Annotated in this window: 11 protein-coding genes and 1 riboswitch (1 of these 12 only partly in view); of the genes, 5 read left to right on the top strand and 6 right to left on the bottom strand. The window is 54.1% G+C overall.

The window, feature by feature from the left end; all coding sequences use genetic code 11:
• Positions 1 to 48 precede the first annotated feature (48 nt).
• Together R1T41_RS09270 and R1T41_RS09275 are read right to left on the bottom strand one after the other, a co-directional pair.
• Positions 49 to 1,476: a dihydrolipoyl dehydrogenase family protein gene (locus R1T41_RS09270; protein ID WP_317341351.1), complete on the bottom strand. Its 1,428-nt coding sequence runs from the start codon at positions 1,474 to 1,476 to the stop codon at positions 49 to 51.
• Positions 1,476 to 2,246, bottom strand: coding sequence for a TVP38/TMEM64 family protein (locus R1T41_RS09275; RefSeq protein ID WP_297013392.1), 771 nt, complete (start codon positions 2,244 to 2,246; stop codon positions 1,476 to 1,478). Before R1T41_RS09275 ends, R1T41_RS09270 begins: the two co-directional genes overlap by 1 nt.
• Positions 2,247 to 2,480: 234 nt before the next feature.
• Positions 2,481 to 2,555, top strand: a riboswitch (SAM riboswitch).
• Positions 2,556 to 2,632: 77 nt separating this feature from the next.
• Here R1T41_RS09275 and metZ point away from each other — a divergent pair.
• From metZ to folE, 3 genes are all read left to right on the top strand, one after another.
• On the top strand, positions 2,633 to 3,835 hold the full coding sequence (gene metZ, locus R1T41_RS09280; RefSeq protein ID WP_097053216.1) for an O-succinylhomoserine sulfhydrylase: 1,203 nt from the start codon (positions 2,633 to 2,635) through the stop codon (positions 3,833 to 3,835).
• Between the two features lie 213 nt (positions 3,836 to 4,048).
• Entirely contained in the window at positions 4,049 to 4,441 is a 393-nt protein-coding gene (gene apaG, locus R1T41_RS09285; RefSeq protein WP_062952207.1) for a Co2+/Mg2+ efflux protein ApaG, read from the top strand.
• A gap of 67 nt (positions 4,442 to 4,508) precedes the next feature.
• On the top strand, positions 4,509 to 5,099 hold the full coding sequence (gene folE / locus R1T41_RS09290; protein WP_062952206.1) for a GTP cyclohydrolase I FolE: 591 nt from the start codon (positions 4,509 to 4,511) through the stop codon (positions 5,097 to 5,099).
• 71 nt (positions 5,100 to 5,170) lie between these two features.
• Here the strand turns inward: folE and R1T41_RS09295 are convergent, their stop codons facing one another.
• Genes R1T41_RS09295 through R1T41_RS09305 form a run of 3 tightly spaced genes read right to left on the bottom strand, consistent with a single transcriptional unit; the run spans position 5,171 to position 7,062 of the window.
• The gene (locus R1T41_RS09295; RefSeq protein ID WP_317341352.1) at positions 5,171 to 5,641 is read right to left on the bottom strand and encodes a cytochrome c; all 471 of its coding nucleotides are present in this window, start codon (positions 5,639 to 5,641) and stop codon (positions 5,171 to 5,173) included.
• A gap of 41 nt (positions 5,642 to 5,682) precedes the next feature.
• On the bottom strand, positions 5,683 to 6,537 hold the full coding sequence (locus R1T41_RS09300) for a fructosamine kinase family protein (protein WP_317341353.1): 855 nt from the start codon (positions 6,535 to 6,537) through the stop codon (positions 5,683 to 5,685).
• 3 nt (positions 6,538 to 6,540) lie between these two features.
• Positions 6,541 to 7,062, bottom strand: coding sequence for a low molecular weight protein-tyrosine-phosphatase (locus R1T41_RS09305; RefSeq protein WP_317341355.1), 522 nt, complete (start codon positions 7,060 to 7,062; stop codon positions 6,541 to 6,543).
• A 167-nt stretch (positions 7,063 to 7,229) separates the two neighbouring features.
• Here R1T41_RS09305 and R1T41_RS09310 point away from each other — a divergent pair, with 167 nt between their 5' ends.
• Positions 7,230 to 8,189, top strand: coding sequence for an AraC family transcriptional regulator (locus tag R1T41_RS09310; protein WP_317341357.1), 960 nt, complete (start codon positions 7,230 to 7,232; stop codon positions 8,187 to 8,189).
• 122 nt (positions 8,190 to 8,311) lie between these two features.
• On the top strand, positions 8,312 to 9,574 hold the full coding sequence (locus tag R1T41_RS09315) for a hypothetical protein (RefSeq protein ID WP_317341359.1): 1,263 nt from the start codon (positions 8,312 to 8,314) through the stop codon (positions 9,572 to 9,574).
• A gap of 82 nt (positions 9,575 to 9,656) precedes the next feature.
• Here R1T41_RS09315 and R1T41_RS09320 read toward each other — a convergent pair whose 3' ends face one another.
• Positions 9,657 to 9,949: the 3' end of an MATE family efflux transporter gene (locus R1T41_RS09320; RefSeq protein ID WP_317341360.1), read on the bottom strand. Its footprint extends 1,144 nt past the window's final position; the window shows 293 of its 1,437 coding nt (coding positions 1,145-1,437); its start codon lies off the right edge, out of view — the gene reads right to left on this strand; the stop codon is at positions 9,657 to 9,659.

The following is a 9,949-nucleotide window of genomic DNA, read 5'->3' on the forward strand; positions in this document are numbered from 1 at the left end:
CCGGGAAAAATGTACAGCGTTTCAGAAGCTTGCTCGGGTGCCGCTGCCTTAGCCAAGCTTCAGAAGGAAACGGACAATCTTTCGGGTTCTGTCGTTAAACAGGCTGGGCGTATACCACGCCCCGGCAACGCGTTTGGATAGTTCGCCAAGTGTTGGATAGGGGGCAATCATCCCTGCGATGGCACCGATCTTCATTTTCTTTGATACTGCCAGCGACCAAAGCCCGATTAGTTCCCCGGCCTGATGGCCGACAATGCCCGCGCCAAGGATTTTTCCCTTTGGGGTGGTGACGACCTTGATAAAGCCCTTGGTTCGGGCTTCGGCCCTCGCGCGGTCATTTTCGGCATAGTCCCAGGTCACGATCCGGATCGCATCGCCGAACTTTTCGCGCGCAGCCGTTTCGTTCAGGCCGACTTGTGCCAGTTCCGGGCTGGTATATGTCACCCAGGGAACCGCGCTGTGATCAATTTTGGCAGGCAACCGGAACAATGCATTGCGGATAACAATACCGGCGTCATAACCGGCCATATGGGTAAATTGCAGGCCGCCGGTAACATCGCCAATGGCAAATATCTTCCGGTTGCTTGTGCGCAGGCGGTTGTCTACCTCGATCCCGCGTGGGCTGTACGTGACGTCAGCTTCATCCAGGCCAAGATTGTCGACCGTTGGCTTGCGTCCGGTGGCAACCAGAAGGTGACTGCCTTCAATCGTGATTTCTGTGCCATCGCGTTCGATCATGACGCGAATCTGGTCATCATGGGGTTCGATCCGCTTGGTTTTGACCTTTTCATAAAGGCTTATGTCCGCCGTCTCGATCTCGTCGCGGATGACGGCAACCAGATCGGGATCGTCTTTCGGAAGGATCGTGAACATTTCGATCAAGGTAACCTTTGCACCAAGTTCGCGATATGCCTGTGCCATTTCAAGGCCGATCGGGCCGCCGCCGATGATGATCAGGTGATCCGGGCAGGTACGGTTTTCAAAGATGGTTTCGTTGGTAAAGAACGGAACATCGGCAATGCCGTCAATCGGTGGTACAGAAGCACGCGAACCGGTGGCAATGACAAACCGTTTTGCCTGCACGCATTTGCCATCGGCGATCACTTCCCCGGGGCCGGTGAACCGGGCTTCTGCCTGAATGACAGTACAGCCAAGCTTTTCAAACCGTTCAACCGAATCATGGGGGGCTATATCGGCGATGACCGAATGCACATGATCCATGACATGCGCAAAGTTGGCCAAAACCGGACCGGTAGTGATGCCAAACTGCGATGCCGCCCGTGCGCTACTTGCGGCATGGCTTGCGGCGAGCAGGGCCTTTGACGGGATACAACCGCTATTCAGGCAGTCACCACCCATTTTGCCCTTTTCAATCAGGACAACTCTTGCGCCCATTTGCACCGCCCCTGCGGCAACGGAAAGCCCGCCGGAACCGGCACCGATCACACAGATGTCGGTTTTGATCACTTCATTCATCAGGTGTTTGTCCCGCCATTGCGGTTACGGAATTTCTTATAGATCACCGGAACAAGTGCCAGAATGGCAAGGCCGATGATCGGGGTCAAAATCCTGGGTTCAAAGATAACACCAAGATCGGGTGTCTTTCCCTGATCAAACAGGGCCCCAAGGCCATCCCCGATGGAAACATAAACGAATGTCCCCGGAATAATGCCAATCGCGGTTCCCATAACAAAGGAACGAAACTTCACGCCTAGCAAAGCCGGAACGAGATTGACCAGCCAGAAGGGAAACAGAGGCACAAGACGCAGAACCATCAGGTAGCTGAAGGCGTTCTCGGCAAAACCGGCTTCCATTTTGCGGATGGCGTTGCCGGCCTTCGCATGCATCAAATCATAAAATGCGTAACGTGCTGCCAGATAAACCACCGTTGCGCCAATGGTGGCGGCGATGACGACATAGGTCGTCCCGAACCACGCGCCAAAAAGGAAACCGCCAACAATGGTCAGCAACGACCCGACCGGAAGTGACAGGGCAACGGCAATGGCATAGGACGCCATAAAGGCGACAACACTCAAAACAGGATTCTCAGCGACGAAAGCCTGAAGGGTTTCGCGATTTTCGCGCAGGGTTTCAAACGATAGATAATCGACAACACCACTTGCCCACGCCAGTACCAGCCCGGCAATCAGGATCAAAACCGGCAACAGTTTACGCCACGACGAAGTTCGGGCCGTTTTTGCCTGACTTTTATCGGTGGTATCGTGGGAATGCTGGTCTGCCGTCATTGTTTGTGTCTTGGCCATTGATTCTATTGTCTTTACGGCATTCGCATCAGAAGCCGTTTCCAAAGGATTACATGTCTTGGTCGAACATTAGAGGGAAAAAACGCGGAGGGCTCATGAACTGCTTTCAACATTGCGTGAAGGTCCAGAGAGCATATGCACGGAGGAGCCAAAGGGTATCTGGTCAAAGCAGGCGAAAGCGCGGTGCTTGACGCCGGGTAAAGCAGATCGTATCGTCACGTCCATCGTGGGATTTGTCGACCGGCTTGCGGCCACGTAAAAAATCGCTAAAGAGGGTAACCGTGGCTTCGGCCCTGACCCATCATGCCGGTCAGGGTTTTTTTGTGTCCGGCGAATGCCAATATGACCGGGCATATAGGAGCGATACGATGACGACCGATAAAAAGGCTTCCGACAAATGGCGTGCCGCCACCCGTTCTGTTCGAGGCGGTACGGCGCGCAGCGGTTTTAATGAAACCTCCGAAGCCATCTTTATGAATTCCGGCTATGTCTACGATACAGCCGCCGAGGCCGAAGCATCCTTTGATGGCACCGGCCCGGAACGTTTTGTTTATTCCCGCTTTGCCAACCCCACTGTGGCGATGTTCGAAGAACGTCTGGCGCTGCTTGAAGGCGCGTCTTATTGCCGTGGGACGGCATCGGGCATGTCGGCCGTCTGGAATGCGCTTATTGCCTGTACCAAGGCCGGTGGTCGTGTCGTAGGATCACGGGCACTTTTCGGATCCTGCGAATTTATCCTGACAACCCTATTGCCGCGTTTTGGTGTTGAAACCGAATTGGTTGACGGTACCGATCATGCTGCATGGGAAAAGGCACTGTCCAAACCGGCTGATGCGGTCTTTATCGAAACCCCGTCGAACCCGACCCTTGAAGTTATCGATATCGCCTTTGTCGCTGATCTGGCGCATAAGGCCGGGGCGAAGGTGGTTGTCGACAACGTATTTGCGACGCCGATCCTGCAAAAGCCGATTGAACTGGGCGCGGACATTGTTGTCTATTCCGCGACCAAGCATATCGATGGTCAGGGGCGCTGTCTTGGTGGTGCGATCCTGTTTAATGACAAGGAATGGCACGATAATCACCTGACGACTTTCCTGCGTCACACTGGCCCCAGCATGAGTCCGTTCAACGCATGGGTTCTCCTGAAGGGGCTCGAGACACTTGGTCTGCGTGTCGATCAGCATATCCGCAACGCAACAGCTCTTGCCGGGTTCCTTTCGGAACAGCCGCAGGTATCGCGCGTTATCTATCCAGGGCTCGAAAGCCATCCGCAGCACGAGTTGGCCATGAAACAGATGTCCGGACGTGGCGGTGGATTGATCGCGATTGAGCTCGCTGGCGGCAAATCGGCTGCTTTTTCGTTGCTTGATAACCTGCAGCTTATTGATATTTCGAACAATCTTGGTGATGCCAAAAGTCTTGCAACCCACCCGTGGACCACGACTCATCAGCGTGTTCCGGCTGAAGACAAGATCACGATGGGGATCACCGAGGGCATGCTGCGTCTTTCGGTCGGGCTTGAGGACATCGACGATCTCAAGGAAGATCTGACCGCGGCATTGCGCGTATAAGACACAGCAGATTCGGCAAAATGCCTAAATCAGGCGGTCCGTACTCTGCGCGGGTCGCCTTTTCTTTTGCGGATCGAATGTGATGGGGATTTTAATTTGATGACAGACATCTGGCACTTGGAACCCGGACTGTCTAAATAAAAGCCGAGCAACGCCGTAACAGCGCAACGCCCTTGGCAGAAGGACCGCATAAAGATTGGCCTGGAGTTTTGCATGTATTCATCCGTTACCCGCGACATTAAAGTATCCGTGCAACCGGTGTTCCTTGATGAACAATCGGACCCGGACAGTCATCGCTATGTCTGGGCCTATAGGGTTGTCATCGAAAATCAGGGCCCGAAAACCGTACAGCTTTTAAACCGTTACTGGCGCATTACCGATTCCCGTGGTTCGACACAGGAAGTACGCGGATCGGGGGTGGTCGGCGAACAGCCGGTTCTGGCCAGTGGCGAAAGTTTCAATTACACAAGCGGCGCGCCATTGGCGACGCCAAGCGGTTTTATGGTTGGTACCTATGAAATGACTGATATGGATGGAAACCGGTTTGATATTGAAATTCCGGCATTTTCGCTCGACAGTCCGCATAGCCAACGCACCGTTAATTAAATGAACTGACAGAATTCAGGGTCGGGAGCACATGACCCACAGGACAGAGTTATAAAGAGGAAACCATATGTGCAGCGAAACCAGCGTCGCTAAACGCCCGTCGCGTGAAGAAGCAGAAGAAGCCGTTCGTACACTGCTTCGTTGGGCAGGCGACGATCCCGACCGCGAAGGTCTGCGCGGAACACCAGACCGTGTCGTGCGATCCTACGGCGAGTTCTTCGCAGGCTATCAACAGGACCCGGCGGACATTCTGCGCCGCACCTTCGAGGAGACCGACGGTTACGACGAAATGGTCGTGTTGCGCGATATCCGGGTCGAGTCCTATTGTGAACATCACATGGTGCCAATTATCGGCGTGGCCCATGTTGCGTACCTGCCGCGCCGCCGTGTTGTCGGTATTTCCAAGCTTGCCCGCGTGGTCGAGGTTTATGCCAAGCGTTTGCAGATTCAGGAAAAAATGACGGCACAGGTCGCCAACACCATTCAGGAAGAACTTGATCCGCTTGGTGTTGCGGTTGTGATTGATGCGAACCATCAATGCATGAGCACACGCGGCATTCACAAGACCGGTGTGTCGATGGTGACCAGCCGCATGCTTGGTGCATTTCGCGATGATCCGATCACACGGCGCGAGTTTTTTGCGATGATCGGCCGCTAGGTTTTTCGATTTTAATGAATATAAGGCCGCCTTCCGGGGCGGCCTTTGTCATATTCAGGCTTCCCATCTGCCTAGTCGGCACGGAACTGCTGATGGCAGGATTTGCAAGTTTGCAGAACGTTACGGAATGCATCGTCAAACTGGCTGGTGTCGTTGCTACCCGATGCGGCATCTTTGGCGGCAATCGTTTTCAGCATGTCGGCATTTATGGCAAGTTCATCTGACAGTCGGGAAAACGCGTCCCATTTCTCCCAGATTTCAGGCGACGCCTCGGATGGCGCGGTGGTGCTACCGGTCGGGAACAGTTCGGTAAAGGCCGAGCCTGCATGGCTGCTGATTTTCATGGCAGCCAGTTCGACCTTCGCCGGGTCATAGGGGGTTTCCCCCTTTAACATCGGCACCATCATCTTGACCTGCTTGCCCATGACTTCCATGCCATCCATCCGTTCCTTTACGACACCTTTTGCACCTTCATGTGCAACAGCAGCAATGCTGATCGCGGTGGCAAAAACTGTTGCGACAACTAGTATTCCGGTTCTCATAAGCTTCGTTTCTTTTTGTGTTTGAATACGGGTTTGAGGCCTCATACCCCAAAACGTGTCAAAATGCGATCCACAGACCCGACATAGGATCCACCAAAAAGACGAACATGCACCAAAAGTGGATAAAGATTGTAAAGATCGCGGCGTTCTTCAAAGAATCCCGGCTGGATCGGGAAAATTTGCCCATACCGGTCAAAGAATGCAGGTGTCAGATCACCAAACAATGTACCGAAGGCAAGTTCAATCTCGCGGTCTCCATAATAAATCGCCGGATCAACAAGTCCTGCAATTTTACCTTTATGACACAGAATATTCCCGCCCCACAAATCGCCATGCAACAAGGACGGGGCATCACCTGACGGCAGAAGATCAGCAAGTTTTGCCGCAAGTGTTTCGATCCGGGAAAAAAGAGTGGTGGGTAACCGCCCGTACCTGGTCGCCTGATCTGCCATATAAAGCAGTCGGTGATCGCGAAAAAACTCGACCCAGCTATTTGTCGGATGATTGGGCTGATCAAGGCCGCCAATCAGGGTGTTGAACGACAACCCGAATTGTTTTTGTGTAACCTTATGCTGTTCGGCCAGCAGATTAGCCAGATCACGCTGGACCTGGCCGTTCACGTGGCCATCATTTTCGATGAAATCCATGATCAGCAACGTGGGATCGGCATGTAAAACTGCGGGGCAGGGGATGGGGGAATGCGAACCGAAATAGGCCAGCATGACCCCTTCAATCGCAAGGTTGGCCTCGCCCCCCTGCTTGACCACCACTTTTCGGCCATCTTGCAGTTCCATCTGACTGACATCGGCGACACAACCCCCATGAAGCGGGCGGGATGCGACAACCTCACTACCGGTAAGTTCGGCAATCTTCTGCGTTACCGGATGTAATGCCATCAATCAGATTCCGTGCTTTTCCCGAATATGGGCCAAAAGGGCTTTTGATGTTTCCTCGATCATATCAAAAACCGAAACAAAGCCGTTTGTTCCACCATAGTAGGGATCGGGAACGCTTTGGCCTTTGCGATCCGGATGATGATCAAGAAACAGTGAAAGTTTTTGGTTATGCTGGACTGGTGATTGCCGTTGCATATCGGCCAGATGCCCGTTATCCATCGCCAGAATATAGTCAAAATCTCTGTAATCAGCCGGACTGATTTTGCGGGATCTTATTGGGGATAAATCATATCCGCGGCTTGCGGCCATCTCCCGTGATCTTGAATCCGCCTGTTCGCCAACATGATATCCCGACAGGCCACAGCTATCGACTTCGATATGTGAACCAAGCCCCGCCTTGCTGACCATGGTCCTGAAAACGCCGTCGGCGGTGGGTGAACGACAGATATTTCCGGTACAGACAAACAGAACCTTGATCACGATATGGCTTTCAGTTGCAAAGAGAATACCAACAGAGTCGCACACTCATCCCGATCTGTGCAACGGAATGCGATGGAACCATTCGAAATCATTATGTCAGGGCGCAAAAGTGATCAATGTAACAGCTTCGTGACATTTTCAGCGGTAAGCTGACAGCCAAGTCATATGTTTGTATGATCGCGCCAAATAGTAATTTCCAAATGTGACGGGTAATGCAGGAATTCGTATCGTTCGGTTTGCATGTTGCGCTAATCCGGCAACTGGCCTGGTTGCCGAAGGGCTATGATCTGGTATCCGATGGCACCGTCATCACCAGTTCGCGCCTGCGCAGCATCCTGCTTTCGCTCGAAGAAACCAACGGTCCTGCCGTGCTGGTTCGTCTCGGGCGTCATCTTGCCCTTAAAGAACAGCAGCCGGTTCTGACCATGCTGCGTCAGGGAACGACACCCGAACTGATCGCCGATCGCTGGCATCGTCTCGAAGGATATTCCCACGCCCGTAGCCGGACAGATTATCAAGCGACCGGCAAATCACTGACATTGCATCGCGGCGCTGTGCGCGGGCAGCCCCCGGCACGGGTTGAAAACCTTCTGTTGCACGGGTTCATGGTTGGTTTGCTCGAAGCGGTTGGTGTGGAAAATGTCAGCAGTGCGATCCTGCCAAGCCACGGCCCAGCCATTTCGGTGATCCGGAACGGGAAGCTGGTCAAGAAACTCGATTTTGCTGGACGCGCTTTACGCTTCCGCATCAGTTGGCAAAGCTATGTTGCCATCTCATCAGGCTATCCGTTCATGGCCAATATGCCCGGAACGGCCCCGACTGTCGGGAACAGTCGACCTGTCGTGCAAAAGCTGTGCGCGGTGCTGGAACATGATATCGGGCGCAGTTGGACGATTGATGATGTCGCCACTGCGCTGGATACATCAGGCCGAACCTTGCAACGTCGATTGCAACAGGCCAACAGCCGGTTTTCCGATCTGCTTCGTCTCGTCCGGGTCCGGGAGGCCTGCCGACTGCTGAATGGTACAAGCCTGACCGTGGGCGAGATCGGCTTTTGGTGCGGCTTCACCGACAATGCCCATTTCAGTCGTGATTTCCGTCGTTTGGTGGGAATGCCGCCTTCTGTTTATCGCGAAGCAAGTCTTGGTCATGCGGGCCTGACGCGGGCCTGATGGGCGTGATTGAAAAGCCGTGCCAATTGACCGGTCGCAATTCGTTGGGTATCAGCACGGGCATATATACCCTGATGAAAATGCGGTGATGCCAGGCACGCCGTGACACTGCGAGGCGATCCATGACCGATACATCCGCAAACGATCAGTATGCAGGCTTCCTGCCGCCATTCTTCCGGGATCGCCCGGATGCGGAAGACGTGATGATCCGGACCTGGCAGGTTGGTGATCCGCTTGGCAATCACGATATGCCCGAAATACCGGCATCGCTTGCCCTGTTCTTTGATCTGATTGCACCTGCGGCTGAGCGGGGTGGTTCAAACGGGTTCGCCCATTTATGGCTTGATCGTCATCCGCATGAACGGCCCGGCTGGCGGCTATCTATTGCCCATGTCGGTTCTGTGGATGAACTTGATGGTGCCATTGCAAAACCTCTTGCCCGGCTGGCTGCTTCGGTGACAATGTCTCTGATCGAAACCGAAAGCTGGCACATGACCCGCCCGCTCTGGCGCAAGCGTGCCGAACCGGTTCGGCTGACTTTCTGGGGGGCATTTGGCAGGCATGCGCGTAGCCTGATCGGTCATCGGGATGCGTCCGGTTTTTATCAGCCGGTGGGCGCAGGACTTCGTTCCGACCATGTGCTTGCTGCCTTGCCCTTGCTTGAAGATATGCTGGGTGATCCATTTCTGCGTGGCGGGATGGGCTTTGAAGACGCGCTTCGTATTGGCATATCGCTTGGACGGGCTCATTTGCTCGAAAGCTGGATCGAAGCCGGTGGATCGGAAAAGGAACCCTATTTCAGACCGATGCAAATCTGGCATCAGGTTTGGCTTGCCAATGCGCTGATCGATCCGGCGGTGGCCACTCTTGCGATGCCGGGTCTGCCGCCGATGCCGGCCCTTGATTTTGATCGCAAGGCAACTCCGGACACGCGGCGCGCTGCGCTTGATGATCTTTCTGGTTGGCTGACGGCGGTTTTTTTCAATGATGCCAATCCAGCTCTTCGCAATGCGTTCATTACCGGGGTGCAAAATGCGGTCTGGCTTGATCCCGATTTGCAGCAATATGTTCAGCCGCAGCAACGTGATGAAATCCTGCAAGGCTTGATGCCCTATTGCCGCTGGTTCCTTGCGATGGCGCTTTATAACCATCTCGGCAATCTTGCGGCGGGAACCGCGCGCGAGGATCACATCGCATTTTACGCAACCCTTGTCGAAGCCCTGCCGGAACTCTCGCCCTTGGGCGATCTTGCGACCCAGCGCGATATCGAACAGCATATCATCCGTATCGACGCAGCACGCGCGGCTTCCGCACTCGATACACTTGTCGTGCCATTTTGCGATCTGCTGATGCCGCAGCTTAAACTCGATGCCGTGCGTTCGTAGCACTGTATTCATCCAGAAGACCAAAACAGAAGGTCCGCCGGATAACCGCGCGGACCTTCTGTTTTGGTAATGATGTGCCCGTTTATTGCTGATAGGCCCGTATCGGACGGCCCGATACAATCGCAAACCGGATCGCAAGGCCGCTAACCGCGACAAGACTTGCAATCACAATGCCCCAGAACAGCCCAGCAACGCCAAGTCTGGCGACAAAGGTCAGATAATAACCAGCCGGAATCATCACACATATATATGACACCAGATGCAGGATCGTCGGGACCCATTTATCCCCCGCGCCACGCAGGGCGCTGATGGCGGCATTCTGCCCGCCATCGGTCGGGAAAATGATCGGCATCAGGATCAGAACACCCGCAGTCG

Source organism: Thalassospira lucentensis, from assembly GCF_032921865.1.
GTDB lineage: Bacteria > Pseudomonadota > Alphaproteobacteria > Rhodospirillales > Thalassospiraceae > Thalassospira > Thalassospira lucentensis_A.